22 protein-coding genes are annotated in these 24,199 nt (G+C 62.3%); 10 read left to right on the top strand and 12 right to left on the bottom strand.

Annotated features, from left to right (window positions below; genetic code table 11):
- Positions 1–41: 41 nt before the first annotated feature.
- The gene (locus FAA86_RS06240) at positions 42–767 is read right to left on the bottom strand and encodes a response regulator transcription factor (protein ID WP_205910028.1); all 726 of its coding nucleotides are present in this window, start codon (positions 765–767) and stop codon (positions 42–44) included.
- A gap of 339 nt (positions 768–1,106) precedes the next feature.
- Between FAA86_RS06240 and FAA86_RS06235 the strand changes: the two genes are divergently transcribed.
- From FAA86_RS06235 to FAA86_RS06225, 3 genes are all read left to right on the top strand, one after another.
- Entirely contained in the window at positions 1,107–2,717 is a 1,611-nt protein-coding gene (locus FAA86_RS06235; RefSeq protein WP_136539076.1) for a phosphoenolpyruvate carboxykinase, read from the top strand.
- A 116-nt stretch (positions 2,718–2,833) separates the two neighbouring features.
- Entirely contained in the window at positions 2,834–3,268 is a 435-nt protein-coding gene (gene arfB / locus FAA86_RS06230) for an alternative ribosome rescue aminoacyl-tRNA hydrolase ArfB (RefSeq protein ID WP_136539074.1), read from the top strand.
- 4 nt (positions 3,269–3,272) lie between these two features.
- Entirely contained in the window at positions 3,273–3,902 is a 630-nt protein-coding gene (locus FAA86_RS06225) for an alpha-ketoglutarate-dependent dioxygenase AlkB (RefSeq protein WP_246035013.1), read from the top strand.
- A 15-nt stretch (positions 3,903–3,917) separates the two neighbouring features.
- On the opposite strand, the gene coaA is transcribed toward FAA86_RS06225, so the two are convergent.
- The 6 genes from coaA to hisB all read right to left on the bottom strand — a co-directional run bounded on the left by coaA (position 3,918) and on the right by hisB (position 8,122).
- Entirely contained in the window at positions 3,918–4,913 is a 996-nt protein-coding gene (gene coaA / locus FAA86_RS06220) for a type I pantothenate kinase (RefSeq protein ID WP_136539070.1), read from the bottom strand.
- Complete coding sequence (locus FAA86_RS06215; protein WP_136539068.1) at positions 4,910–5,233, bottom strand: phosphoribosyl-ATP diphosphatase; 324 nt, start codon at positions 5,231–5,233, stop codon at positions 4,910–4,912. The genes coaA and FAA86_RS06215 overlap by 4 nt, the downstream gene beginning before the upstream one ends.
- Positions 5,234–5,249: 16 nt before the next feature.
- Complete coding sequence (gene hisF, locus FAA86_RS06210; RefSeq protein WP_136539066.1) at positions 5,250–6,026, bottom strand: imidazole glycerol phosphate synthase subunit HisF; 777 nt, start codon at positions 6,024–6,026, stop codon at positions 5,250–5,252.
- Positions 6,027–6,036: 10 nt separating this feature from the next.
- On the bottom strand, positions 6,037–6,771 hold the full coding sequence (hisA, locus tag FAA86_RS06205; protein WP_113459159.1) for a 1-(5-phosphoribosyl)-5-[(5-phosphoribosylamino)methylideneamino]imidazole-4-carboxamide isomerase: 735 nt from the start codon (positions 6,769–6,771) through the stop codon (positions 6,037–6,039).
- A gap of 17 nt (positions 6,772–6,788) precedes the next feature.
- Entirely contained in the window at positions 6,789–7,439 is a 651-nt protein-coding gene (gene hisH, locus FAA86_RS06200; protein ID WP_136539064.1) for an imidazole glycerol phosphate synthase subunit HisH, read from the bottom strand.
- An 86-nt stretch (positions 7,440–7,525) separates the two neighbouring features.
- Positions 7,526–8,122 (bottom strand): imidazoleglycerol-phosphate dehydratase HisB, encoded by a 597-nt coding sequence (hisB, locus tag FAA86_RS06195; protein WP_136539062.1) that lies wholly within the window; start codon positions 8,120–8,122, stop codon positions 7,526–7,528.
- Between the two features lie 203 nt (positions 8,123–8,325).
- On the opposite strand from hisB, the gene hslV reads away from it, so the two are divergent.
- The 6 genes from hslV (at position 8,326) to FAA86_RS06165 (ending at position 17,162) form a co-directional block, all read left to right on the top strand.
- The gene (hslV, locus tag FAA86_RS06190) at positions 8,326–8,853 is read left to right on the top strand and encodes an ATP-dependent protease subunit HslV (protein WP_136539060.1); all 528 of its coding nucleotides are present in this window, start codon (positions 8,326–8,328) and stop codon (positions 8,851–8,853) included.
- Positions 8,854–8,922: 69 nt separating this feature from the next.
- Entirely contained in the window at positions 8,923–10,230 is a 1,308-nt protein-coding gene (gene hslU, locus FAA86_RS06185; protein ID WP_136539058.1) for an ATP-dependent protease ATPase subunit HslU, read from the top strand.
- Between the two features lie 188 nt (positions 10,231–10,418).
- Positions 10,419–11,345: a DUF1402 family protein gene (locus FAA86_RS06180; RefSeq protein ID WP_246035023.1), complete on the top strand. Its 927-nt coding sequence runs from the start codon at positions 10,419–10,421 to the stop codon at positions 11,343–11,345.
- A 39-nt stretch (positions 11,346–11,384) separates the two neighbouring features.
- Entirely contained in the window at positions 11,385–12,782 is a 1,398-nt protein-coding gene (locus FAA86_RS06175) for a cytochrome P450 (RefSeq protein ID WP_136539056.1), read from the top strand.
- 104 nt (positions 12,783–12,886) lie between these two features.
- The gene (locus FAA86_RS06170; protein WP_136539054.1) at positions 12,887–14,890 is read left to right on the top strand and encodes a hydantoinase/oxoprolinase N-terminal domain-containing protein; all 2,004 of its coding nucleotides are present in this window, start codon (positions 12,887–12,889) and stop codon (positions 14,888–14,890) included.
- A 103-nt stretch (positions 14,891–14,993) separates the two neighbouring features.
- Entirely contained in the window at positions 14,994–17,162 is a 2,169-nt protein-coding gene (locus FAA86_RS06165; protein ID WP_136539053.1) for a malate synthase G, read from the top strand.
- 81 nt (positions 17,163–17,243) lie between these two features.
- Here FAA86_RS06165 and FAA86_RS06160 read toward each other — a convergent pair whose 3' ends face one another.
- Entirely contained in the window at positions 17,244–17,909 is a 666-nt protein-coding gene (locus FAA86_RS06160) for a L,D-transpeptidase (protein ID WP_113459166.1), read from the bottom strand.
- A 177-nt stretch (positions 17,910–18,086) separates the two neighbouring features.
- Between FAA86_RS06160 and FAA86_RS06155 the strand changes: the two genes are divergently transcribed.
- Positions 18,087–18,569, top strand: coding sequence for an MmcB family DNA repair protein (locus FAA86_RS06155; RefSeq protein WP_136539051.1), 483 nt, complete (start codon positions 18,087–18,089; stop codon positions 18,567–18,569).
- Between the two features lies 1 nt (position 18,570).
- Here the strand turns inward: FAA86_RS06155 and FAA86_RS06150 are convergent, their stop codons facing one another.
- The 4 genes from FAA86_RS06150 to lhpI form a co-directional block, all read right to left on the bottom strand.
- Complete coding sequence (locus tag FAA86_RS06150) at positions 18,571–19,167, bottom strand: ActR/PrrA/RegA family redox response regulator transcription factor (protein ID WP_113459168.1); 597 nt, start codon at positions 19,165–19,167, stop codon at positions 18,571–18,573.
- Positions 19,168–19,239: 72 nt separating this feature from the next.
- Positions 19,240–20,541 carry an ActS/PrrB/RegB family redox-sensitive histidine kinase gene (locus FAA86_RS06145; protein WP_136539049.1) on the bottom strand — a complete coding sequence of 434 codons (1,302 nt, stop codon included), beginning with the start codon at positions 20,539–20,541 and terminating at the stop codon, positions 19,240–19,242.
- Between the two features lie 22 nt (positions 20,542–20,563).
- On the bottom strand, positions 20,564–23,047 hold the full coding sequence (hrpB, locus tag FAA86_RS06140; RefSeq protein ID WP_136539047.1) for an ATP-dependent helicase HrpB: 2,484 nt from the start codon (positions 23,045–23,047) through the stop codon (positions 20,564–20,566).
- The gene (gene lhpI / locus FAA86_RS06135) at positions 23,044–23,997 is read right to left on the bottom strand and encodes a bifunctional Delta(1)-pyrroline-2-carboxylate/Delta(1)-piperideine-2-carboxylate reductase (RefSeq protein WP_136539045.1); all 954 of its coding nucleotides are present in this window, start codon (positions 23,995–23,997) and stop codon (positions 23,044–23,046) included. Before lhpI ends, hrpB begins: the two co-directional genes overlap by 4 nt.
- Positions 23,998–24,199 lie beyond the last annotated feature (202 nt).

Raw genomic sequence — 24,199 nt, 5'->3', positions numbered from 1 at the left:
ATAACCGGCCTGATGGCGGATAAACCGAGGCGATTGGGATCTTACGCTGCTTCGCGGAAGCGGTAGCCCACACCGTAAAGCGTTTCAATCATGTCGAAGTCGGTATCGACCATCTTGAACTTCTTGCGCAGGCGCTTGATGTGGCTGTCGATCGTGCGGTCGTCCACATAGACCTGCTCGTCATAGGCCGCGTCCATGAGCGCATCGCGGCTCTTCACCACGCCGGGGCGCTGCGCCAGCGACTGCAGGATCAGGAATTCGGTTACCGTCAGGGTCACCGGATCGCCCTTCCAGGTGCAGGTGTGGCGTTCCTGATCCATGACCAGCTGCCCACGCTCGAGCGTGCGGGCCTGCTGTTCAGCACTTCCCTTGGCGGGGCTTCCGCCGGCCGCGAGGTTTTCCCGGCTCGCCGAGCGGCGGAGGATCGCCTTAACGCGTTCGACCAAGAGACGCTGGGAGAAGGGCTTGGTGATGAAGTCGTCGGCGCCCATCTTCAGGCCAAAGAGCTCGTCGATTTCCTCGTCCTTGGAGGTGAGGAAGATCACCGGGATATCGGACTTCTGACGCAGGCGGCGCAGCAGTTCCATTCCGTCCATGCGCGGCATCTTGATGTCGAAGATGGCAAGCTGCGGCGGGCGGGCGAGAAGGCCGTCGAGAGCCGAGGCGCCGTCGGTGTAGGTTTCGACCTTGTAGCCTTCTGCTTCGAGAGCAATCGAAACCGAAGTCAGAATGTTGCGGTCGTCATCCACGAGGGCGATCGTCTGCATAGTGTACGTCTCCGTCATCGTTGCGCTGCTCCTGGTCTCTCCAGCCCAGCTCTGGTTCCATGGCAGTGCGATATGAGGATAAAGGTGGAACAAATTGTGGCAGAGGGGAAGGGGTACGGCGCGGAGTTTCTATTCGCAGACGATTATTGTGGGGGCTGAACGTGGTTTTTCGAGAGGAATGGAAGCGGAACTAAACGATTTAAAATGGCGCTTTTCAGTTTTAAATCGATTAAATAATTGATATTATTATATTTTTCGAGTTCGCGTCTTGCTTTCGGGTCATCTCCCGTTTAGTTTTCACGCATTCAAGGTCCAGACCATGTGAGAGGAAGGCGCACCATGGAGGAATTCGGCGTGAGGAACCCGGCTGCGGGGATCGCGGATATCGGCTTGGGGAAAGCCGCCAGCGTTCGCTACAACTTCCTGGAAGCTGCTCTTTATGAAGAAGCGATCCGCCGGGGCGAGGCCGAACTGACGGCCGATGGTGCTTTGCGTGCCCTGACGGGCCAGCACACCGGCCGCTCCGCCAAGGACAAGTTCGTCGTCCGCGACGGCAAGACCGACGACCAGATCTGGTGGGACAACAACAAGCCGATGTCGCCGGAGCATTTCGCCGTGCTGCATCAGGACATGTTGGCCCATGCGGCAGGCAAGGATCTTTTCGTCCAGGATCTGATCGGCGGCGCCGATGCGGACAATGCCCTTCCGACCCGCGTCGTCACGGAATTCGCCTGGCACTCGCTGTTCATCCGCAACCTGCTGATCCGTCCGGAGCGTCAGGCTCTCGAAGGTTTCCAGCCGAAGCTGACGATCATCGATCTACCGAGCTTCCGCGCCGATCCTGCCCGTCACGGCTGCCGCACCGAAACGGTCATCGCCTGCGACCTGACCAATGGCATCGTCCTGATCGGCGGTACCTCTTATGCCGGCGAGATGAAGAAGTCGGTCTTCACCGTTCTCAACTACCTGCTGCCGGAAAAGGGCGTTATGCCGATGCACTGCTCGGCGAATGTCGGCCCCGAAGGCGACGCGGCCGTCTTCTTCGGCCTGTCCGGCACCGGCAAGACCACGCTCTCGGCCGATCCGAAGCGCACACTGATCGGCGATGACGAGCACGGCTGGGGCGAAAACGGCATCTTCAACTTTGAGGGTGGCTGCTACGCCAAGACCATCCGTCTCTCGGCAGAAGCCGAGCCGGAAATCTACGCAACGACCAAGCGCTTCGGCACTGTTCTCGAGAACGTCGTCCTTGACGAGAACCGGGTTCCCGACTTCAACGATGGCTCGCTGACGGAAAACACCCGTTGCGCCTATCCGCTGCACTTCATTCCGAATGCGTCGGAGACCGGCATCGCGCCGCACCCGAAGACGATCATCATGCTGACGGCCGATGCCTTCGGCGTGCTGCCGCCGATCGCCAAGCTGACGCCGGAACAGGCCATGTACCACTTCCTCTCCGGCTACACGGCAAAGGTCGCCGGCACGGAAAAGGGCGTGACGGAGCCGGAAGCAACCTTTTCCACCTGCTTCGGCGCCCCCTTCATGCCGCGTCATCCGACAGAATACGGCAACCTGCTGCGTGACCTGATCGCCCGCCATGAGGTCGATTGCTGGCTAGTCAACACCGGCTGGACCGGCGGTGCCTATGGCACCGGCAATCGCATGCCGATCAAGGCGACCCGCGCTCTGTTGACGGCCGCCCTGACCGGCGAGCTGAAGAAGGTCGAGATGCGCACGGATGCGAACTTCGGCTTCGCCGTTCCGGTCGCGGTCGCCGGTGTCGATACGAAGATCCTCGATCCGCGTTCGACCTGGGCCGATGGTGCCGCCTATGACGCCCAGGCCAAGAAGCTTGTTGGCATGTTCATCGACAACTTTGCCAAGTTCGAAGCGCATGTCGACGGCAAGGTTCGGGACGCAGCCCCCGGCATCCGCCTGGCCGCTGAATAAGACACTGCTTTCCGGAGGTGGAGAGAGGCCTGGCAGCTTTGCCGGGCCTCTTTTGCTTGATGCTTGCCTTTGCCGCTGTCGCGGCCGATATGGGATCGAAGAAAGAGACCGAAGACATGGCAAGCGAACCCCTAGAGATCAACAACCGCATCACGATTGCCGGCTGGGAGCTGACAGAGCAATTCGTGCTGGCCGGCGGCCCGGGCGGCCAGAACGTCAACAAGGTCTTCACCGCCGTTCAGCTCTTTTTTAACCTGCTCGGCTCGCCCTCACTGAATGATCGGGTGAAGCAAAACGCCGCCAAGCTTGCTGGCAAGCGCCTGTCGAAGGAAGGCGTGCTGATGATCGAGGCGAGCCGCTTTCGCAGCCAGGATCGCAATCGCGAGGATGCGCGCGAGCGGTTGAAGGAGCTGCTGCTCGAGGCTGCCAAGCCACCACCGCCGCCACGCAAGAAGACAAAGCCGACCAAGGGCTCGATCGAGCGGCGCCTTAAGGAAAAATCCGGGCGCTCGGATGTTAAGAAGATGCGCAGCAAGCCGACGGGGGATTGAGAAGGTGGCCGGAGCAAAAGCCGAAATCACTCTGCAATCCGGCCTGCGATATCTGCCGGGCCGTCTCTCGCGGCCGGAGCAGGAAGATCTCGTTGAAATCATCCGTCAGGTCGTGGCCGAAGCGCCGCTCTACGTCCCGGTGATGCCGGGCTCGGGTCGACCTATGTCTGTTCGGATGACAAATTGCGGTCCGCTCGGCTGGGTGACGGACAAGGAGCGCGGCTATCGCTATCAGACGACACATCCGGTGACGGGCCTCCCTTGGCCCGCCATCCCGCAAGTGCTGATGGACCTTTGGCGGGACATCTCGGGCCACCCGAAGGACCCTGAGGCTTGCCTGGTCAATTTCTACGCCGACGACGCCAAGATGGGGCTGCATCAGGACCGCGACGAGGCCGATTTTTCCGCCCCGGTGCTCTCGATTTCGCTGGGCAATACCTGCCTCTTTCGCATCGGCGGCCTGGCACGGACGGAGCGCACCAGATCATTGAAACTGGAAAGCGGTGACGTGTTTCTGCTGGGAGGGGAGGGGCGCCTGTGTTTCCACGGCGTCGACCGGATCTATCCGGGAACGTCGACCCTGTTGAAGTCCGGCGGCCGCATCAATCTGACCCTCCGTCGGGTCAATCCATAGCCGGCGATCGATCGCTTACAGTTTTCTCAAGGCGACCGTCTCGACGAGGTGATTATCACCCTTGCGCAGGATGAGATCGGCGCGCGGACGGGTCGGCAGGATGTTTTCGCGCAGGTTCTTGAGGTTGATATTCGCCCAAAGCCCCTCGGCAATCTCCGTCGCCTCGTCCACGCTGATCGTGGCATAGCGGTGGAAGTACGAATTGGGGTCGCGGAAGGCCGTCTGCCTGAGCTTCATAAAGCGATCGACATACCAGCGATGGATCGCATTCTCGTCCGCGTCGATATAGATCGAGAAGTCGAAGAAATCCGACACCATCGGCACGATCTTGCCGTCAACCGGCAGATTGCGTGACTGCAGGACATTGATGCCCTCGAAGATCAGGATGTCGGGGCGATCGATAATCCGGTGCTCGTTCGGCAGCACATCATAGGTCAGGTGCGAGTAGCTCGGCGCCTTGACGTTCGGCAGCCCGGCCTTGATCGCCGACAGGAAGCGCAGGAGTGCGCCGATGTCGTAGCTTTCCGGAAAGCCCTTGCGGTTCAGGATGCCGTTCTTCACCAGATGCGCGTTGGGATAGAGGAAGCCGTCGGTGGTGACGAGGTCGACCTTCGGGCTCGACGGCCAGCGTGCAAGCAGTTCTTTCAGAACACGCGCCGTCGTCGATTTGCCCACCGCAACGGATCCGGCGATGCCGATCACAAAGGGCGTCTTGAAAACGTCGGAGAGGCTGAGGAAGCGGTTGCGTTGCTCGAACAAAAGCTGCGAGGATTCGACATGCGACGACAGGAGGCGCGACAGCGACAGATAGATCCGCCGCACCTCATCGAGATCGATCGGGTCGTCGATCGAGCGTAGCCGTTTCACTTCGTCGGCTGTCAGCGTCAGAGGCGTATCGGCGCGGAAATGCGCCCATTCCTCGCTATCGAAGAAATGGTAGGGGGAATAGCCGTTCGCCTGGAAATGGTCGAGGACGTCTGGCGTTTCGGAGTCCCGCATAGCTATCGTCATGGATCCTGCCGACTGGCCTTTTCGCTCAGGCCTGTCTGAGCCGTCCGGCGCTCGAGTTCCTGCATCACTGCTTGTAAAGGGATGTCAGCGATTTTCAATACGACCATCAGGTGATAGAGCAGGTCCGCGCTCTCGTAGACGAGGTTTTCGCGATCGTCCTTGACGGCCGCCATCACGGCTTCGATCGCCTCTTCACCCAGTTTCTTCGCCGCCTTGCCCTGACCGCCTGCAACAAGCTTTGCCGTCCAGGATTGGCTCGGATCCGCCTGAGCGCGGCTGGCAACGATGGCTTCCAGATCGGCGAGGGTGAAACTGCTCATCAGGGGTCCTTCCGCGTCAGTCGAGACGCATGGCGATGCCGGCTGCGGCCATGTGGGCCTTGGCCTCTGCGATCGAATAGGTGCCGAAGTGGAAGATCGAGGCAGCGAGAACCGCCGTCGCATGGCCATCGCGAACACCCGCAACCAGATCGTCGAGATTGCCAACGCCGCCCGAGGCAATGACCGGCACGCGAACGCTGTCGGCGATCGTCCGGGTGAGGCCGATGTCATAGCCGCTTTTGGTGCCGTCCCGGTCCATGGAGGTGACCAACAACTCGCCGGCGCCGCGCTCGACCATCTTGATCGCAAAGTCCACCGCATCGATTCCGGTCGGCTGGCGGCCGCCATGGGTGAAGATCTCCCAGCGATCCGTTTCGCCGGAGCCAGATACCTTCTTCGCATCGATCGAGACGACGATGCACTGGTTGCCGAACTTGTCGGCGGCTTCTGCCACAAAATCTGGGTTCTTCACCGCTGCCGAATTGATCGACACCTTGTCCGCGCCACAGAGCAGGAGCTTGCGGATATCGGCAACCGCGCGAACGCCACCGCCGACCGTCAGCGGCATGAAGCAATGATCGGCTGTCTGCGCGACCACATCGAAGATCGTGTCGCGGTTGTCCGAGGATGCGGTGATGTCGAGAAAGCAGAGTTCGTCCGCACCGGCAGCGTCGTAGGCCTTGGCCGCCTCGACCGGGTCACCGGCATCGATAAGATCGACGAAGTTGACGCCCTTGACGACGCGGCCGTCCTTCACGTCGAGGCAGGGGATCACGCGGGCCTTGAGTGTCATGGTCTTGTCCTCAGCCTCTCGCAGCCTTGATCAGCGCCAGCGCCTCTGCAGGGTCGATACGCCCATCATAAAGCGCGCGACCGGAAATCGCACCTTCGAGCTTCCCAGCATCCGGCTCGAGCATGCGCTTGATGTCTTCGATGGAGGCGAGGCCTCCCGATGCGATCACGGGGATCGAAACGGCGGCGGCCAGTTCCAGCGTCGAGGCCCAGTTGATCCCGGTCAGGATCCCGTCGCGGTCGATGTCGGTATAGATGATCGCGGCGACCCCTGCGCCTTCGAAACGCTGAGCGAGTTCGATGACGCCGAGTTCTGACGCTTCCGCCCAGCCTTCGACCGCAACCTTGCCGCCCTTGGCGTCGATGCCGACGGCGACCTTGCCGGGGAAGCGCTTACAGGCTTCGATGACGAGGGCCGGATCACGCACGGCAACCGTACCGAGGATCACCCGCGACAACCCGCGCGACAGCCAGCTCTCGATGTGGTCGAGCGTGCGAATGCCGCCGCCGAGCTGCACCGGGTTCTTCGTTGCCTTCAGGATCGCATCGACGGCGGCGCCGTTGACGCTCTCTCCGGCAAAGGCACCGTTGAGATCGACGACATGCAGCCATTCGAAGCCCTGGTCTTCGAAGGCGCGCGCCTGCGCGGCTGGATCGGGATTGTAGACGGTCGCCTGGTCCATGTCGCCCAGCTTGAGGCGAACGCACTGGCCGTCCTTGAGGTCGATGGCGGGAAAGAGGATCATTGGTGTATCCGTGCCCTTCAGGGCGTCCAGGTCAGGAAATTGGCGATGAGCTTCAGGCCGAGTGCCTGGCTCTTCTCGGGATGGAATTGTGCACCCACCATGTTGTCGCGCCCGACAAAGGCAGTCATTGCGCCACCGTAATCGGTCGTCGCGATCACATCCTCCGGCTTGCGCGCGGCAAGGTGATAGGAATGCACGAAATAGGCGTGCAGCCCGTCCGGGCCCGTCGGAATGCCGTCGAAGAGCGGATGCGGTCGATTGAGCGTCAGCGTATTCCAGCCGATCTGTGGGATCTTGAGGGACGGATCGGAGGGCGTCATCTCGACGACATCACCTTCGATCCAGCCGAAGCCGTTGGTCACGGTCTTCTCTAGCCCCCGCGATGACATCAGCTGCATGCCGACGCAGATACCGAAGAAGGGACGGCCCTTGTTCTCGACGACCTCGGTGATCGCGTCATGCATGCCAGGAACGGCATCGAGCCCCTGGCGGCAATCGGCATAGGCCCCGACACCCGGAAGCACGATCCGATCGGCGGTTGCGACCCGGTCTGCCTTGTCGGTGAGTTCGATCTCAGCATCAAGCCCAGCCTCGCGGGCGGCCCGTTCGAATGCCTTGGTGGCCGAGCGCAGATTGCCCGAGCCGTAATCGATGATAGCTACTCGCATAATGTCCAGTCCTTTCTGCTCGACGGTCCGGGTTCAACGCCCGAACCGGAGCAAGGTGGCATTTCCCCCGTGGGGGAAGACGCCCCTTAAACCAGGGTGCCCTTGGTGGAGGGGATACGGTTTGCCTGCCGCGGATCGACTTCGGTTGCCGTGCGAAGCGCGCGCGCGACCGCCTTGAAGCAGGTCTCGGCGATATGATGATTGTTCGCGCCGTAATGGTTCAGCACATGCAGTGTGATCCCGGCATTCTGCGCAAACGCCTGGAAGAATTCACGCACCAGTTCGGTGTCGAAGGTGCCGATTTTTGGCGCGCTGAAATTGACGTTCCAGACGAGGAACGGCCGACCGGAAACGTCGATGGCCGCCTTGGTCATCGTCTCGTCCATGGCCAGATCGATCGAGGCATAGCGCGTGATGCCCTTGCGATCGCCGAGCGCCTTGGAGATCGCCTGGCCGAGCGCGATGCCCGTATCCTCGACGGTATGGTGATCGTCGATATGCAGGTCGCCCTTCACCTCGATGTCCATGTCGATCAGCGAGTGACGGCAGAGCTGGTCGAGCATATGGTCGAAGAAGCCCACGCCCGTCGAAACCTTGCCCGTGCCGGTGCCGTCGATATGGACGGAAACCGAGACCGAGGTTTCGTTGGTCTTGCGGAAAACTTCGCCTTTACGCTCTGCCATCTGGCTGCTCCATGAGGATCTCGGCCCTCCCATAACAGCAGGGCGGTGAAATATCCAGAAGTTACATTGCGCTGCCGCAAGGCGCGGGCCCTGAGCCTATGGCCCAGATTGCAATCGTTGAAAGCCCACTTACATAGGAACCGACAAACCCGGGCCCTCGTGCCCGTTCCACAAGGCCCGCGTCGGCGGGTGACAGGTGACTGATGACAACGATTATTACCGTACGCAAGGACGGCAAGGTGGTGATGGCCGGTGACGGACAGGTCAGCCTCGGCCAGACCGTCATGAAGGGCAATGCCCGCAAGGTCCGCCGCATCGGCAAGGGCGGCGAGGTGATCGCAGGCTTCGCCGGCGCAACGGCCGATGCCTTCACGCTGCTGGATCGTCTCGAAAAGAAGCTCGAACAGTATCCCGGCCAGCTGATGCGCGCTGCCGTCGAACTCGCCAAGGACTGGCGCACCGACAAATATCTGCGCAATCTCGAAGCCATGATGCTGGTGGCCGACAAGTCGATCACGCTGGCGATCACCGGCAATGGCGACGTGCTGGAGCCCGAACACGGCACGATCGCAATCGGCTCCGGTGGCAATTATGCCTTCGCCGCCGCCCGCGCCCTGATGGATACCGACCGTTCCGCCGAGGACGTTGCGCGCCGGGCGCTGACGATCGCCGGCGAGATCTGCGTCTACACCAACAACAACATGGTGGTTGAGACCCTCGACGCCGAGTAACGGCTGCCGGGGACTGTGCCACCGCAAGCGACGATGCGCGGGTTCGCGGCATCGTGAGGAGCAGACTGAATGACCAATTTTTCTCCGCGCGAGATCGTCTCCGAGCTCGATCGCCACATCATCGGCCAGCATGAAGCCAAGCGGGCTGTCGCCATCGCTTTGCGCAACCGCTGGCGCCGCCAGCAGCTTTCGGAAGACCTGCGCGACGAAGTCATGCCGAAGAACATCCTGATGATTGGCCCGACCGGTGTCGGCAAGACGGAGATCTCCCGTCGCCTCGCCAAACTCGCCGGCGCCCCCTTCATCAAGGTGGAGGCCACCAAGTTTACCGAAGTCGGTTACGTCGGCCGTGACGTCGAGCAGATCATCCGTGACCTCGTCGAGGTCGGCATCGCCCTGGTGCGCGACAAGAAGCGGCAGGAGGTGCAGGCCAAGGCGCATCAGCTGGCTGAAGAGCGCGTGCTTGACGCCCTGGTCGGCGCAACCGCCTCGCCCGCCACACGCGACAGCTTCCGCAAGAAGCTGCGTAACGGCGAGCTCGACGACAAGGAAATCGACATCGAGGTTGCCGACAGCGGGGCCGGCATGCCGGGCTTCGAGGTTCCGGGCATGCCGGGGGCCAATATCGGCATCCTCAACATCTCCGAAATGTTCGGCAAGGCCATGGGCAACCGGACGAAGAAGGTCCGCACCACGGTCAAAGCCTCTTACGGCGATCTGATCCGCGATGAGTCCGACAAGCTGATCGACAACGAGGTGATCCAGCGAGAAGCTCTGCGTTCGGTCGAGAATGACGGCATCGTCTTCCTGGACGAAATCGACAAGATTGCCGCGCGCGAAGGCGCGATGGGCGCTGGCGTTTCGCGTGAAGGCGTGCAGCGTGATCTGCTGCCGCTTGTCGAAGGCACGACCGTTGCCACCAAGTATGGCCCGGTCAAGACCGACCATATCCTCTTCATCGCCTCGGGCGCCTTCCACGTGTCCAAGCCGTCCGACCTCCTGCCGGAGCTCCAGGGCCGCCTGCCGATCCGCGTGGAGCTGAAGCCGCTGACCAAGGAAGACTTCCGCCGCATCCTGACGGAAACGGAGGCAAGCCTGATCCGCCAGTACAAGGCGCTGATGGCGACCGAAGAGTTGAACCTCGACTTCACCGAAGACGCGATCGACGCGCTCGCCGATGTCGCCGTTCAGCTCAACGAGACGGTCGAGAATATCGGTGCGCGCCGCCTGCAGACGGTCATGGAGCGGGTGCTCGACGAGATCTCCTTCCATGCACCGGATCGCGGCGGCTCGGAGGTCATGATCGATTCGAGCTACGTGCAGGAGCATGTCGGGGATCTCGCGGCCAATGCCGATCTGAGCCGCTACATCCTGTGATCTTTGTGCATCTATGGGTCGCTTTCGCCGCCGGCGTGCCGGGAAAGTGAAAGCGACCCATATCGACAATACAGGTGCCCCTTATGTAAGGAGTGCCGCTGTCGGATGACGGTCGCCCTGCGTCGCCAATCCGTTGAAGGACAAATGTCCAGGGGCCGCCCATCGTGCTGAACATTGCCAGAAATCTCATCGTCGCCTTTACGCTCGCTGGGCTTGTACCCGCCGTGTCGCTTGCTGACGACAAGGTCCCCTCGGGAAATCGCAATGCTGAGCAGCCGGCGATACCCGGCGCGTCCGTGCGCCGCACAAAGGCGGGCAAGACCAGCTTCGATCTGAAATATGAAAAGGTCCGCGATCTCCTGAAGACCGACTCCAAGCTGGTCGGCAAGATCAAGAAGACGGCAGCGGCCTATGGCATAGCGCCGATCCACATGGTGGGCGCGATCGTCGGTGAGCACACCTACAACGTCGATGCCTATGACAGCCTGCAGAGCTACTATGTGAAGGCGGCCTCCTACGCCGGCAACAGCTTCCGCTTCGGCTACAAGGACGAGAGCATCGGCGAATTCGTCAGCCGGCCGGAATTTGCGGAATGCAACGGCTATTCGGATTCCTATCGTCTTTGGACCTGCCGCGAAGACGTCTGGCAGGATCGCTTCCGCGGCAAGACCGTGGGCGGCAAATCCTATCCCAACAACCGGTTCAGCGCGGTTTTCTTTCAGCCCTTCTATGCCGGCCAGACCTTCGGCCTCGGGCAGATCAATCCGCTGACGGCGCTGATGCTGTCGGATCTCGTGCATGAGAAGTCCGGCTATGCCAAGCTCGACGAGAACGATGCTGCCGGCGTCTACAAGGCGATCATGGATCCCGATATCTCGCTCGCCTTCATGGCGGCGGTGATCCGCAAGTCGATCGACGACTACCGTCAGATTGCCGATGTCGATATCTCGGGCAATCCGGGTGTCACGGCCACGCTCTTCAACATCGGCGGATCGCAGCAACGGGCGCGGGCGCTTGCGTCCAAGCGCGCCAGTGGTGCGGCGAATTGGCCGGAAGAGAACTATTACGGCTGGCTGATCAATGATCGGCTGGACGAGTTGGAAGCGCTGCTCTAACTCATTGAGGGGGGCTCCAACCCTTCGAGGGAGCATCACATGGACGCCAGTCTGCGCAAATCGACCTTCGAGCCGCCGGCACCCGTGCCGCGGACGGTCCCGCCCAGCCGGCTGGAAATCATTCGCACGGTCCTGAAGAACCCGCTCGAGCTCTGGGGACAGCCGTCCTACACCTGGCCTTGGATCGTCACACGCTTCTTCGGCCAGACAACGATCATCGCCAATGATCCCGGTCTCATCCGCCATGTGCTCGTCGACAATGCGTCGAATTACGAGATGTCGGAGATCCGCCAGCTCGTGCTGCGGCCCATCCTGCGTGATGGATTGCTTACGGCAGAGGGCCCCGTCTGGAAACGCTCCCGCAAGGCCATGGCGCCTGTCTTCACGCCGCGTCATGCGCGCGGTTTTGCGCGGCAGATGCGTGAGCAGAGCGAGCTTTTTCTCAATCGCTATCATTCGGACGGTGAAGGTGTCGTGCGCGACATCGCGGTCGACATGACCGAACTCACCTATGCGATCCTGTCCGAGACCCTGTTTTCGGGTGGGATCATCTCGGAGCAGGGCGATTTTGCGAGAGATGTCGATGATCTGCTCCACAGCATGGGTCGCGTCGATCCGCTCGATCTGCTGAAGGCCCCCAAATGGATCCCGCGCCTGACGCGCATCCGAGGTCTGGGCGTGCTGCGCAAGTTCCGAGAACTCGTGCGCCGAACCATGGATCACCGCCGTTCGCTCATCCAGACCAACCGCAGCGAGGCGCCGGATGATTTCCTCACGCTTCTGCTCGAACTCGAAGGTCCGGATGGGCTCACCTCGGAAGAGATCGAGGACAATATTCTGACCTTCATCGGTGCCGGCCACGAGACCACCGCGCGTGCTCTGGCCTGGACGCTCTACTGCGTGGCTCATTGTCCGGATGTCCGGGATGCCATGGAGCGCGAGATCGACGAGGTCATTGCCTCGGGTGCCGATCCCGTGGAATGGCTCGATCGCATGCCGCATGTCCGCGCCTCCTTCGAGGAAGCGATGCGGCTCTACCCGCCGGCCCCGTCGATCAACCGTGATGCCATTGCAGACGATCGGTACACGGCGCCGAACGGCGAAGTCGTAGAGATCGCGAAAGGCACGACGGTGCTGGTCATGCCTTGGACGCTGCATCGCCACGAACTCTACTGGGAAAAGCCACGCCTCTTCGATCCCTCCCGCTTCTTGCCCGGCGCGCGGGAAAAGATCGGCCGTTTCCAGTATCTTCCCTTCGGTGCCGGCCCCCGCGTCTGCATCGGCGCAACCTTCGCGCTGCAGGAAGCGGTCATCGCATTGGCAGTTCTGATGCAGAAATACAGGTTTGCGACGACGCCGCAGACCAAGCCCTGGCCCGTTCAGAAGCTGACGACTCAGCCGGCCGGCGGCCTGCCGATGCGGGTCACGCCGCGCTAGCCGTAAAGCGGCGTGATCCTGCCGCTGTCTCGCTGGAATTGGTAACAGGCCCTGTGCCATAAGGGATGCCGCGCCATTCCGGCGGGCACCATGGGGAAGACTGCGTGACATCCGATTACATGCTGGGCATCGATACCGGCGGCACCTACACCGACGCCGTGATCTACAGCGAGACCCATGGGATCCTGGCCAAGGCGAAATCGCTGACGACCCGCCACGATCTCTCGATCGGGATCTCGGGAGCGCTGGAGAGCGTGCTTTCGGCATCGGCCATCGATCCCTCGGCCATCGGACTGGTTTCTCTCTCCACCACGCTCGCAACCAATGCACTCGTGGAAGGGCAGGGTGGTCGCGCCGGCTTGATCATGATCGGCTTCGGGCCGGAAGACCTCAAGCGCGATGGTCTGGCCGAAGCCCTGGGCAAGGATCCCGTGCTCTTCATTGTTGGCGGCCACGATGTCCATGGCAACGAGACCCCCTTCGATGCGGCCGCGCTGGAAGCCGCCTTGCCGGAACTGTCGGCCGATGTCTCCTCCTTTGCCATTGCCGGCTACTTCGCCGTCCGCAATCCCGCCCATGAGCAGCGCGCGCGAGATATCATCCGCCGCCATTCCGGCCTGCCTGTCACCTGCAGCCACGAGCTTTCCTCCAAGCTGGGTGGGCCACGCCGTGCGCTGACCACATTGCTCAATGCCCGGCTGGTCGCCATGATCGACCGCCTGATCGGCTCGGCGGAGCGCTACCTCCTCGAGCGCGGCATTCACGCGCCGCTGATGGTCGTCCGGGGCGATGGTGCCCTGATTTCGGCGGCCGAAGCACGCCTGCGGCCCATCGAAACCATCCTGTCGGGCCCGGCGGCAAGCCTTGTCGGTGCGCGTCACCTCACCGGCCTCGATGATGCCGTTGTCTCCGATATTGGCGGCACGACGACCGACGTCGCGGTCATGGAAGCCGGCCAGCCGCGGCTCGATCAGGATGGCGCCGTCGTCGGCGGTTACCGCACCATGGTGGAAGCTGTCGCCATGCGCACTTTCGGCCTCGGCGGCGATTCGGAAGTCCGCTTCGACGACCGCGGCCTCGCGGCGAAGATCGAGCTCGGCCCACGCCGTCTCGTCCCGTTGAGCCTCGCAGCCGCTCTCCATGGAGCGGCCATCACCGATGTGCTCGAGCGCCAGCTGCGCGCGCCGCATCTCGGTCGCCATGACGGGCGCTTCGCCGTCCGCACGGGCGTGCCGGATCACCTGGCAGCCGGTCTGCAGCCTCAGGAGGCAGCTCTTTTCCAGAAGATCGGCCCGGTGCCGCTGCCGCTCGACCAGTTGATCAGCTTCACCCAGCAGAAGGCGACGCTCGACCGTCTCGTCGCCCGGGGCCTCGTCCATATCTGCGGGCTGACCCCTTCTGATGCCATGCATGTCCTGGACCGGCAGGGGCAATGGGACCGGAGAGCCGCCGAACTCGGCATGACGCTCGCCCTTCGCCAGAAGGATGGCGCGGGTCAGCCGATCGCCCAGACGGTCGAGATGCTGAGCCAGATGATCGTCGATCGTCTGACGCGCCAGTCTGCCGAAGTCATCCTGTTTGCGGCTCTTGCCGAGGATGGGCTGACCGATGTCGATCCCGCACGCTCCGTGCTGATCGACCGGGCGCTGCGTCGCCAGGCAGGCATTGCGCGCTTCAACCTTTCGCTCGATCGGCCGCTCATCGGTCTCGGAGCCTCTGCCGGCGTCTGCTATCCCGCCATCGCCGATATGCTGGCATCAGATTGTGCTGTTCCGGCAGACGCCGATGTCGCCAATGCGGTTGGCGCGGTCGTCGGCCAGGTCCGAAGCAGTGTGTCCGTCACCGTCAGTTCGCCGGAGGAAGGCCTCTTCATCATCACCGGTGCCGGCGAGGGAGACCGGGTTACGGATGAAGCGCTCGCGCTGGAGAAGGCACGCGCTCGTGCCAGTGACCTTGCGCGCACAAGAGCGGAGGCCAGTGGCGCGGTCGATGTCGTACTGCTCCTCAAGGAAGAGCTCGATGCACCGGAGATCGAGGGGCGGCGCAAGCTCGTCGAAGCCCGCATCACAGCCACGGCCACGGGCCGGCCGAGGACAGCCCGCAACTGACTTTCCAAAACGGAAACAATATTTCTAATTTATGCAAGATTGACTAGGAATGCATTTCAGCGATGCTGTGGCCAACAGCGACATCAGTATGAGGAGTGACGTCATGACATCCGTTTCAGCCCATGGTCTTTCGATCGACAAACGCCTCTACGAGTTCATCGTCAACGACGTCATCCCGGGCACGGACGTCGAGGCTGAGGCCTTCTTCGCCGGCTTCTCGAAGATCGTGCACGAGCTGGCACCGAAGAACCGTTCCCTGCTGGCCAAGCGCGATGAACTGCAGGCTCAAATCGATGCCTGGTATCGCAAGAACGGGGCTCCCTCTGATCTCGGGGCCTATGAAAGCTTCCTCCGCGACATCGGTTATCTTCTGCCGGAAGGCCCCGACTTCAAGATCGAAACGGCCAATGTCGATCCGGAGATCTCGTCGATCGCTGGGCCGCAGCTCGTGGTTCCGGTGATGAACGCGCGTTATGCCTTGAACGCTGCCAATGCCCGCTGGGGTTCGCTTTACGATGCGCTCTATGGCACCGACGCGATTTCCGAAGCCGACGGTGCGGAGAAGGGCAAGGGCTACAATCCGGTTCGCGGCGGCAAGGTCGTCGCCTGGGCGAAAGCCTTCCTCGACCGGAGCCTGCCGCTCGCCGGCGGCAGCTGGGCGGATGTCACCGGCTTCGATTTCGAAAACGGAGCGCTGTTTGTCGAGACCTCCAACGGACGGACCGGCCTGTCCAGCCCCGACCAATATGTCGGTTTCAAGCGCGAAAATGAAAAGGCGTACCGCCTCTACTTCCGCACCAACGGACTGCACACCCTGGTTTTCGTTGATCCGGACAGCCTGATCGGCAAGGACGATCCCGCCGGCATCGCCGATGTCGGGCTGGAATCGGCACTCACCACGATCATGGACTGCGAGGATTCGGTTGCCGCCGTCGACGCAGAGGACAAGGTCACCGTCTATTCCAATTGGCTCGGCCTGATGAAGGGCGATCTGACCGAGGAAGTCACGAAGGCTGGCAAGACCTTTACCCGTGCGCTGAGCAAGGACGTCGATCTGACTGGCGTTGACGGCGACAAGGTGACGCTTCCGGGCCGATCCCTGATGCTCGTTCGCAATGTCGGTCACCTCATGACCAATCCTGCGATCACCGACAAGGACGGCAACGAGGTGCCGGAAGGCATCATGGATGCGGCGATCACCGCACTCATCGCTTTGCACGATATCGGCTCGAACGGTCGCCGCAAGAATTCCCGCGCCGGCTCAATGTATGTCGTGAAGCCCAAGATGCATGGGCCGGAAGAAGTGGCCTTCGCCTGCGAAATCTTCTCGGCGGTAGAACAGCTGATCGGAATGGCGCCCAACACGATCAAGATGGGCATCATGGACGAAGAGCGCCGGACCACCGTCAATCTCAAGGAATGCATCCGCGCTGCCCGCGAGCGCGTCGTCTTCATCAACACCGGTTTCCTTGACCGCACCGGCGACGAGATCCACACCTCGATGGAAGCTGGCCCCATGATCCGCAAGGGTGATATGAAGCAGGCGGCCTGGATCTCGGCTTACGAAAACTGGAACGTCGACATCGGCCTCGAATGCGGCCTCTCCGGTCATGCCCAGATCGGCAAGGGCATGTGGGCCATGCCGGATCTGATGGCGGCGATGCTGGAGCAGAAGATCGCTCATCCGAAAGCCGGCGCCAACACGGCCTGGGTTCCGTCACCGACGGCGGCCACGCTGCACGCTACGCATTACCACAGCATCAATGTCGCGGACGTCCAGAACAGCCTGAAGTCCCGCGCGCGGGCCAAGCTCTCGGACATTCTTTCCGTTCCGGTCGCAACGCGTCCGAATTGGACCCCGGAAGAAATCCAGCGCGAGCTCGACAACAACGCGCAAGGAATCCTCGGTTACGTCGTGCGCTGGATCGATCAGGGCGTCGGCTGCTCCAAGGTGCCGGACATCAATAATGTCGGTCTGATGGAAGACCGTGCAACCCTGCGCATTTCCGCGCAGCACATGGCCAACTGGCTGCATCATGGCGTGGTGACGGACGAGCAGGTCATCGAAACGCTGAAGCGCATGGCCGTCGTTGTCGACGGCCAGAATGCCGGTGATCCCGCTTATCTGCCGATGGCGAAGGATTACGAGGGATCGGTCGCCTTCCAGGCCGCTCTCGATCTCGTCCTGAAGGGCAGGGAGCAACCCAATGGCTATACCGAGCCGGTGCTCCACCGTCGCCGCATCGAGCTGAAGGCGAAGTCGGCGGCCTGATCGCCGGCGACTGAAACCCATAACAACGAGGCCCGCCGGAGCGATCCGGCGGGCCTCTTTGTGGAGTGTAGTATCGGAAGCTTACTGCTGCACAACGACCTTGGAGTTGCGGCCCGGCTTCACGCGATTGTAGAGGTCGATCACGTCCTGGTTCATCAGGCGGATGCAGCCCGAAGACGCAGCCGTACCGATCGAAGCCCATTCCGGCGTGCCGTGCAGGCGGAACAGCGTGTCCTGGCCCTTTTCGTTGAAGAGATACATGGCGCGGGCACCGAGCGGGTTGCGCAGGCCGGGATCCATGCCCTTCTCGACATACTTGGCCACTTCAGGCTTGCGCTCTGCCATCTCCTTCGGCGGATGCCAGGTCGGCCAGGCCTGCTTCCAGGCGATATAAGCTTCACCTTCCCAGGCAAAGCCCTGCTTGCCGACGCCGATGCCATAACGAACGGCCTTGCCGCGCGGCAGAACGTAGTAAAGGAAACGCTCGCGCGTATTCACGACAATCGTGCCCGGCTTTTCCTTGGTCGCATAATCGACAATTTGTCGGTGAAACTTCTTGTCGACCTTCTGAATCGGAATCGCGGGCAGGGCATAACCAGCATCGGTTACGGAGCCATAGGAATCGCTGAAGATCTCGATCTTGGTGGTTTCGGCGACTTCTGTCTTTTCACCGGTCGTCGTCGTGCAGCCCGCAAGGCCGATGGACATAACCAGGCCGAGCGCAGTCAGGATATTGCGGAAGCGCATAAGGAAGCTCTTGGGTGATGGCTGGAAGATGGCTCGGTGACCATCCTTGATTATGGTTTATTTTGAATTAATCTCGGCAGTGCAAGTGCCGTACTTCAGCCGAATGTCTTCGGCGGTGCAAAATGACTCCGCATTGCTTTTTTGCAACAGACTTCGGCGCGCGGAGCGGAGTTTTCCATGACCTTGATCTCTGTAGCGGTAAACAATCCCTTAATCGACGGACGTCAGTCCGATCGCGCGATGATGATTCGCCGCGGTGTACAGATCCTCCTGGCGGAGATGCGTTTTGCCATTCTTCCCGAACTCACCCTGTCCAATGGGCGTCGGGCGGATCTGATCGCGCTCTCGGAAAAAGGGGAAATCTGGATCGTGGAGATCAAATCCTCGATCGAGGATTTCAGGGTCGACCGCAAATGGCCCGACTACCGTCGCTACTGCGACCGTCTCTTCTTCGCCACCCATGCGGGCGTTCCGCTCGACATCTTCCCGGAGGACTGCGGGCTGTTCCTGTCGGACGGATATTCCGGGCATGTTGTGCGGGAAGCGCCGGAGCATCGCCTGCCCCCCGCCACGCGCAAGGCCGTCACCCTCGATTTCTCGAGGGCCGCCGCCCAAAGGCTGATGGCTGCGGAGTGGGCTGCGCAGTTGAAGACGCTGTAAGTTACTTCGGCGCGCGCTTCGCCAGAATGCGCTGCAATGTCCGGCGATGCATGTTGAGCCGCCGTGCTGTCTCCGAAACATTGCGGTCGCAGCTTTCATAGACGCGCTGGATGTGCTCCCAGCGAATCCGGTCCGCGGACATCGGGTTCTCCGGAATTTCCGCCTTTTCACCGGGCCGCTGGGTCAGGGCGAGATAGACATCGTCGGCATCCGCAGGCTTTGCGAGATAATCAAGCGCTCCGAGTTTCACGGCGGTGACAGCGGTGGCGATATTACCATAGCCCGTCAGCACGATGATGCGGGTGTCGGATCGACGCTCACGGATCGCCTCGATGACATCGAGCCCGGTGCCGTCGCCGAGTCTCAGATCCACCACGGCGTAGGCCGGTGCTGCTTCCTTGGCTTTGGCGATCCCTTCGGCGACGGAGCCCGCAAGCTCCACCGCAAATCCGCGGCTTTCCATGGCGCGTGCCAGCCGGCGCAAAAACGGCGCATCGTCGTCAACGATCAACAGGGACGGGTCAGGCCCGAGATCGGGATTGCCTGCCTGCTGTGTGCCGGTGGCGGATTTTGCGACCTGTGATGCTGCGTCTGCCATGTTCTGTGTTCCTGCGACTGTACGAAAAGTCTGCGATAAACCATATGCGATCCTCAGACCGCAGAGGTAAAGTCATATCGACGTGTCCAATTCCATGTATTCGCGTGGCCAGTTGACCACCACCCGGGCTCCGGAACCCTCGGGGCTTCGATTTTCGAACCGGAGGCTCGCGCCGGACCGCTCCAGCAAGGTCTTGGCGATGAACAGTCCGAGCCCGAGCCCACCGGCGCGCGTATCGCTTTGTCTGCTGGTAACATAGGGCTCGCCAATTCTTTGCAAGACCCCGGCAGAAAATCCGGCCCCGTCGTCCTCGATGGTCACCGTGACATCGGCCGCCGTATGCTCGACACTGACGGTCACCTTCGAGCGGGCATAATCGACCGCATTCTCCAATAGATTGCCAAGCCCATAGAGAATCGCGGGGTTGCGGCTGCCCACCGGCTCCTCGGCACGCGCAGACAGCTCGATCAGCTCCACCTTCACGCCAAACTCGCGATGCGGCGCGATGACTTCCTCGATCATCGAGGACAGAGGAAGCTCACGCATATGCGCCTCGCCTTCCGTGGCGAGCGAGGTCAGGCGGCGCAGGATATCGCGGCAACGCTCGCTCTGGCTGCGCAGCAGCTGCACGTCTTCGCGGAAGCGCTCGTCCTGTCCGAGGTCGCGCTCCATCTCCTTTGCCACCACACTAATCGTTGCCAGCGGCGTACCCAGCTCATGCGCTGCGGCAGCCGCAAGCCCGTCCAGCTGATGCAGGTGTTTCTCCCGCTGGAGGATGAGCTCGGTCGCGGTCAGTGCATCGGCAAGAAGAGTGGCTTCCTGGGACACGCGATAGGCGTAGAAGGCCGCAAAAGCCGTCATCGACACGATCGAGCTCCACATGCCGAGCTGTAGCAGCGGATGCACTTCGAGGCTGCGCCCCTCGAACCAGGGCAGGGGATAGGGCGTGAAGGCGAGCAGGGTGATGAAGGCAAGCGCGGTGACGAAGAGCGCGATCGAATGCCGGCTCGGCTGCGATGCGAAGGAAATGATGACGGGAATGCAGATCAGCGGCGCGAAGGGATTGTTCAGCCCGCCGGTGATGAAAAGCAGGGCGCCCATCTGGAAGAGGTCGAGGGACAGGACGGCAAAGGCCGCGGCCGGCTCCAGTCGGTAGGTCGGCGGGAAGGCGACGGACAGAAGCGAATTGGCCGCCGCCAACGCCGCGATCAGACCTAGGCAGGTCATCAACGGCAGGGGGAATTCGAACCACAGCGCCACGACCAGGATTGTCAGCAACTGGCCGGCGACCGCCACCCAGCGCAGCTTGACCAGCGTCTCCAGTCGCAGCCGACGGCTGGTCGGTCCGAACTTGGCAGCCAGATCCATGTTCATCCTGTCGCCTTCCTCTTAGACCTCAGGTCCCGCGCGGTTTCGCTCGTGTCGTCGGGGCCGCCGCAGCCGGATCCTCCGGCCAGGGGTGTTTCGGATAACGCCCGCGCATGTCGGCGCGCACATCCTTCCACGAGCCCGCCCAGAACCCGGGAAGATCCCGTGTCGTCTGAATGGGTCGATGCGCCGGCGAGGTCAACTCCAGGACCAGTGGCAATTTGCCGCCGCCGATCGTCGGATGGGTCTTCAGCCCGAAGAGCTCCTGCACCCTGATCTGCAGGACAGGCTCGTCACCATCATAATGGATCGGATGCGACTGCCCCGTCGGTGCGGTGAAATGGGTGGGCACGAGACGGTCGAGCTCGCGGGTCGCGCCCGCCGGCACCAGCGCCATCAATCCGTCATGCAGACTGCCTGCCGTGACCTCCTGAAAACTGGTGACGCCGGACTGAAAGGGGATGAACCAGAGATCGAGCTGTTCGAGCAGGCCGTGATCGGATGTATCCGGCCAGGGTTCACCAAGCGTCCGGTGCAGGAAACCGAGCCTTTGCCGCAGCTGCGCGGCGGCCTTGGAAAACGGCAGAACCGCCAGCCCCAATTGCTGCACGCCTTCCGCCAGCGCGCGCGCGGCCTCTTCTCCCTTCGGCTTTGGCAGGGGCTGTTCATCGAAGACGATGGCGCCGAGCCGCGTCACCCGCCGTGCCCGAACCTGCCGGCTGGAGAGATCGAAGCCGCTTTCATCCTTGGTCGTAATGGCATCGGGACGCAGGGCCTCGATATCGCCGCGCGTCACTTCCGCAGCCGCCAGCACGCGGCCTTGGGCGGCCTTGCCTGTCAGGTCGGCGACGACGAGCAGTTCCGCGCCGGCCAGTCTCTCGCTCCCGGCAATCTCGGCACCGCGTCCATTCGCCAGCACGAAACGCCCCCGCCCGCCGCGTTGCCGCGCGATCCGGTCGGGAAAGGCATGAATGAGCAGTGTACCGGCAGATGCAGGCAGTTCGCCATCCCCATTGCTTGCGCCCGATGAGCCCGACGAAAGGCCGGACGACAGACGCTGGGCGAGGTTGCGGGCATTGCGAGCCCTCTCTCCCCGATCCCGCCGGAATTGCCGCAGCCTCTCGTCCAGATCGAGGTCGCTGCCACCCAGTCCCTGTTCGGTCAGAAGCACGGCCAGTTCCGCCGCGGCGCGCGCCTGCCCCTGCTCGGCAGCCCCGAGCACCATCGCGGCCAGCCGGGGCGGCAGACCGAAATCGCGCATCCGCCGACCCTTGGCAGTCAATTGCAAGCGCTCGTCCAGAGCTCCGAGCCCGAACAGAAGCTGCCGCGCCTCCTTCAAAGCGGCCTCGGGCGGCATATCAAGAAGCAGCAGCTGTCGCGGATCCGCCACCCCCCAATGGGCCATGTCGAGCGCAAGTCCGGAGAGATCGCTGGACAGGATCTCCGGTGGCGTGAAAGCCGGAAGCGCTGCCGTCTGTCCCATATGCCAGAGGCGCACGGCAATGCCCGGTTCGGTTCGGCCCGCACGCCCTGCGCGCTGGTCCGCCGAGGCGCGCGACACGCGGACCGTCTCAAGCCGGGTGATCCCGGTCGAAGCTTCAAAGACCGGCAGCCGCTGCAAGCCGCTGTCGATCACGACGCGCACGCCATCAATGGTGATCGATGTCTCGGCAATCGAGGTCGACAGGACAACCTTGCGAAAACCGGATGCCGCCGGCTTGATCGCTGCATCCTGTTCGGCCTGGCTCAGCATGCCGTAGAGCGGCGCGATCAGTATGTCCGGCCCGACCCTGGTTTCGAGCCGCTCCGCCACGCGGCGGATTTCGGCCTGCCCGGGAAGGAAGGCGAGGATGGAACCGGTCTCTTCGGCGAGCGCCTTCATGATCGCCGCCGTCACCGCGTCTTCCACCCGCTCGTCGCCCGGCCTGTCGCGATAGCGGATCTCGACGGGGAAACTGCGCCCCTCGCTGACAATAACGGGTGGGTTCGCAAGCAGGGCCGTGATGCGCTCGACATCGAGCGTTGCCGACATGACGAGGATGCGCAGATCCCCCCGCAGCGCCGATTGGGCATCGAGCGCCAGGGCAAGCCCCAGATCGGCATCGAGCGACCGTTCATGAAATTCGTCGAACAGGACCGCCGCCACGCCCCGCAGCTCGGGATCGTCCAGGATCATCCGCACGAAGACCCCTTCCGTCACCACTTCGATGCGGGTTTGTGCGCTGATCCTGGTGTCGAGCCGCATCCGGTAGCCGACGGTCTGGCCCACAGGCTCGCCGAGAAGGGCAGCCATGCGCGAGGCCGCAGCGCGAGCGGCAAGTCGTCTCGGTTCGAGCAGGATGATCCGCCCGTCTCCCCGCCAGGACTGCTGAAGGAGATGGAGCGGAACGAGCGTCGTCTTGCCCGCGCCGGGCGGCGCAGAGAGAACCGCCCGATTCCCAGCCGCGAGTGCCTCGGCCAGCGCCGCAAGGCGATCGGTGATCGGCAAATGAGGAAGCACGCGCGGTGTCACGCGCTGACCTTGTTCTGTGTCGCGGTCTCGTAAGCCAGAATTGCGCCGGCCAAATCCTCGAGTGCTGCCCCGACGGACTTGAACAGCGTGATGTCCTCGGCGCTGCGGCGGCCTTCTGTCCCGTCGACCAGCTCGGACAATTCGGCGACCACATGATCGGCATCGATGACACCGGCGGCCATGGGCTGCAGGAGGTCGCCGGCCTCGGCAAAGGCGCCTGCACGAGTATCGACGAAGACACGGGCACGCCGGACAGCCTCGTCGTCACTCTCGCGCATGTCCTTGTTGAAGGCCCCGATCAGGTCGAGATGGCTGCCGGGCTTCAGCCACGCGCCGCGGATGAGAGGCGCACGCGACAGCGTCGCGCAGGAAATGATGTCGGCCTGACGGGCGGCCGCTTCGAGATCCTCGGCGACATCGGCCGCATAGCCGAGCGCCCGGGCTTCGGAAACAGCCTGTTCAGCCTTTGCTCGGTCACGTCCCCAGATCATCACCTCGGTGATGGGCCGCACCCGGCTATGGGCTTCGATCAGGTTCACCGAGAGACGGCCGGTTCCGACCACCAGCAGGCTCGAGGCGTCTTTCCAGGCAAGATGGCTGGCTGCGAGCGCCGAAGCCGCTGCGGTCCGCCGGGCCGTGAGCTCGCCGCCATCGATGACGGCCAGCAATTCCCCCGTGCGGCCGGAGGAGAGGAGATAGCTGCCATGGATTGCGGGCAGGGATCTGAGGTGATTGTCCGGAAAGACGGAGACGAGCTTGACGCCCATATACGCTCCAGGCTGCCAGGCCGGCATCAGCAGCAAGGTTGCATCGGCTTCCCGGGGAACGGCAACGCTATGATGATGGCGAACCGGCATCACGCAGCCGGTCTTGAACATGGCGGCGAGCGCCGCGATGAGCGCGTCCCAGGGAAGGGCCTGTCTGGTCTGGTTCTGATCGAGAATGAGCATGCGTCGGTGCACTCCTTATAGGGACGCAGACACTATCAAGGAGCGTTCCGCTTGCAAACGGAAGCAAGCGAGCCGAAATGAAGTGTGGGAGGGCCATTCGTCGACCGTTCCATGGTTCCGTTTGACACGACTCAACATAACATTCAGGAAAATTCTGTTCATCTTCAATGGGTTGTTCGTTTTTTGCAATTTTGTGAAAACG

The organism is Rhizobium rosettiformans W3 (genome assembly GCF_004912135.1).
Lineage (GTDB): Bacteria > Pseudomonadota > Alphaproteobacteria > Rhizobiales > Rhizobiaceae > Allorhizobium > Allorhizobium rosettiformans.
The sequence above is the reverse complement of the archived record's forward strand: the minus strand, read 5'-3'. Positions and strand labels throughout refer to the sequence as shown.

What these genes read in the sequence shown, in the direction of transcription:
- FAA86_RS06240 (WP_205910028.1), bottom strand. Translation starts at nt 767, where the DNA reads ATGCAGACGATCGCCCTCGTGGATGACGACCGCAACATTCTGACTTCG.
- FAA86_RS06235 (WP_136539076.1), top strand. Translation starts at nt 1,107, where the DNA reads ATGGAGGAATTCGGCGTGAGGAACCCGGCTGCGGGGATCGCGGATATC.
- arfB (WP_136539074.1), top strand. Translation starts at nt 2,834, where the DNA reads ATGGCAAGCGAACCCCTAGAGATCAACAACCGCATCACGATTGCCGGC.
- coaA (WP_136539070.1), bottom strand. Translation starts at nt 4,913, where the DNA reads ATGACGATAGCTATGCGGGACTCCGAAACGCCAGACGTCCTCGACCAT.
- FAA86_RS06215 (WP_136539068.1), bottom strand. Translation starts at nt 5,233, where the DNA reads ATGAGCAGTTTCACCCTCGCCGATCTGGAAGCCATCGTTGCCAGCCGC.
- hisF (WP_136539066.1), bottom strand. Translation starts at nt 6,026, where the DNA reads ATGACACTCAAGGCCCGCGTGATCCCCTGCCTCGACGTGAAGGACGGC.
- hisA (WP_113459159.1), bottom strand. Translation starts at nt 6,771, where the DNA reads ATGATCCTCTTTCCCGCCATCGACCTCAAGGACGGCCAGTGCGTTCGC.
- hisH (WP_136539064.1), bottom strand. Translation starts at nt 7,439, where the DNA reads ATGCGAGTAGCTATCATCGATTACGGCTCGGGCAATCTGCGCTCGGCC.
- hisB (WP_136539062.1), bottom strand. Translation starts at nt 8,122, where the DNA reads ATGGCAGAGCGTAAAGGCGAAGTTTTCCGCAAGACCAACGAAACCTCG.
- hslV (WP_136539060.1), top strand. Translation starts at nt 8,326, where the DNA reads ATGACAACGATTATTACCGTACGCAAGGACGGCAAGGTGGTGATGGCC.
- hslU (WP_136539058.1), top strand. Translation starts at nt 8,923, where the DNA reads ATGACCAATTTTTCTCCGCGCGAGATCGTCTCCGAGCTCGATCGCCAC.
- FAA86_RS06175 (WP_136539056.1), top strand. Translation starts at nt 11,385, where the DNA reads ATGGACGCCAGTCTGCGCAAATCGACCTTCGAGCCGCCGGCACCCGTG.
- FAA86_RS06165 (WP_136539053.1), top strand. Translation starts at nt 14,994, where the DNA reads ATGACATCCGTTTCAGCCCATGGTCTTTCGATCGACAAACGCCTCTAC.
- FAA86_RS06160 (WP_113459166.1), bottom strand. Translation starts at nt 17,909, where the DNA reads ATGCGCTTCCGCAATATCCTGACTGCGCTCGGCCTGGTTATGTCCATC.
- FAA86_RS06155 (WP_136539051.1), top strand. Translation starts at nt 18,087, where the DNA reads ATGACCTTGATCTCTGTAGCGGTAAACAATCCCTTAATCGACGGACGT.
- FAA86_RS06150 (WP_113459168.1), bottom strand. Translation starts at nt 19,167, where the DNA reads ATGGCAGACGCAGCATCACAGGTCGCAAAATCCGCCACCGGCACACAG.
- FAA86_RS06145 (WP_136539049.1), bottom strand. Translation starts at nt 20,541, where the DNA reads ATGAACATGGATCTGGCTGCCAAGTTCGGACCGACCAGCCGTCGGCTG.
- lhpI (WP_136539045.1), bottom strand. Translation starts at nt 23,997, where the DNA reads ATGCTCATTCTCGATCAGAACCAGACCAGACAGGCCCTTCCCTGGGAC.